The organism is Metabacillus sp. 22489 (assembly GCF_052044855.1).
Classification (GTDB): domain Bacteria; phylum Bacillota; class Bacilli; order Bacillales; family Bacillaceae; genus Metabacillus; species Metabacillus niabensis.
Genome location: NZ_JBQENT010000106.1, coordinates 1 through 1,725 on the forward strand (window position 1 = coordinate 1; position 1,725 = coordinate 1,725).

The 1,725-nt window shown below is 29.4% G+C and carries 3 protein-coding genes; 1 reads left to right on the forward strand and 2 read right to left on the reverse strand.

Annotation, left to right across the window (positions count from 1 at the left end):
- On the forward strand, nt 1–236 hold a 236-nt coding region (locus ACTJJ9_RS26150; protein WP_440769006.1), incomplete at its 5' end, for a hypothetical protein.
- Here ACTJJ9_RS26150 and ACTJJ9_RS26155 read toward each other — a convergent pair.
- Entirely contained in the window at nt 233–871 is a 639-nt protein-coding gene (locus tag ACTJJ9_RS26155) for a hypothetical protein (protein ID WP_145585431.1), read from the reverse strand. The genes ACTJJ9_RS26150 and ACTJJ9_RS26155 overlap by 4 nt on opposite strands.
- 384 nt (nt 872–1,255) lie before the next feature.
- A complete protein-coding gene (locus tag ACTJJ9_RS26160) occupies nt 1,256–1,426 on the reverse strand; it encodes a hypothetical protein (protein WP_186324350.1) in 171 nt (56 codons plus the stop codon).
- Nucleotides 1,427–1,725: the final 299 nt, after the last annotated feature.

Sequence of the window (1,725 nt, forward strand, 5' to 3'; positions counted from 1 at the left end):
TTTCTTTTTTTAATGCTTCATCATATCTTTTACCAGTACCTCTTGGCATTTTCGACACACCTCGTTATAGTTTATATTCTTATTATAACAATCTGTGTCTACTTTTTAGTCTAGCATCACTACTCGCTAATACACTATTACCAATTAATGAAAATCCTAATAGAAATACAAGTAGCAATGATGATAGCTTAAATGAAAAACTTTTAATCACTTTACTCACCTCTTTATTAAATTAACCAGAAATTTTAGCAGTTTTAATACTATAACTTTTTGTTGGTGCATAAACTTCAACAACTAAGGTTGTATAATAAGAAATTGGAGACCATTTTAATGCTGTAAATGTTCCTTTACTAGTTACTCTTCCAATCTTTGCACTTTTACCTATTGTTCCATCTACACCTTGAATTTTTGTAGATGCTGATTTACCATACATTACTCCGGATAAATCTTCATCTGCTGTTACAGAAGATAGATTACTCCCATTCCATGTAAAAGTACCATACAATCCATGTCTAAAATTAAATCCAGTAGTATTTGCTACATATGCTTGATAACTTTTTGAACCTGTTGAACTAGCCTTTGCAACCATATTTTTCGAGTTTAATTGACTTACTTTAGAAATAGGAAAAGTAGAAGAAACTGTATTTTCTTCTTTAAAACCTAACTTTAGATTCTCTGAAGATACCTCAATATCTGTTTCTCCTTTAGCTAATCTAGCATTCACGTTCTTAACTAATACCTCTAACTCTTGATTAAGTTTTTGTATTTCCATACTAGTTGGGTAATCTAACTCATTAGCACTCGCTTCATTATTCTGAGTAAAAAAAAGCAATCCAAAACTAACAGCTAATAATAATACAAACTTTTTCACCTTTTTACATCTCTCCTTTTATAATTAAATAGTTTACAAAATAAAGACGTCTGATTTTCCATATTGTTTCATTTTTTACAAAATATACTTTTAAATTAAGAAAGGAGGGTTTCTTTTGTTTATCCTATAGACAAGGTTTTGGTTGCCTTGATGGCAACCTTTTAACCTTTAAGGCAATAACGAAAAATATATAAAATTCGGGGTTGCAAAATAATAGGTGAATTGCTATTTAATAAAGAGTAAGAAGAGAAAGGATTTTAAAAGTGGGTTGAAATCTTGATATTACTGGTTTTTTTAATAGTTTCGTAGTAATGAAAAATCATTACTTTCGTAATGAAAAATCATTACTACGAAATAAATAAAAAAGAGCCATAATTTTAGGCTCTAAAATAATTTTTCAGGTAGCTTTTTTAACTCATTAGGAGTTTTTCTAAACATAGCTTTTAGAGTTCCATTTACATTATCTCTATCGCCTGAAAACATAATATGAGGATTAACAAACAAAGCATAAGCTCTTACATTATTATCTTCTAAACCACTTTCAGAACGTGCCAATATCCCTTTATCAATTAACCCTTTAATTATTGGATTTACATTCTGTTTTTTCTTTCCTAAAACTCTTGCAACATCAGATTGAGTTAAAGGTGCTGAATTAGTTTTCTTACAATCTTCAACAATACAATTAGGGGTAGCGTCAGGAAAATGCGGATTTACAACGTTAAGGAAATCAAAATATCTAATTTCTCGGTGTTATAAGTGAAAAATTAGGCTTTAGTTACTTCATTAAAGCGCCTGATTGTTGAAGACTAAAGTTTATATTCACCAAGAAAATTGATGTGCTCTTATCCTAACAA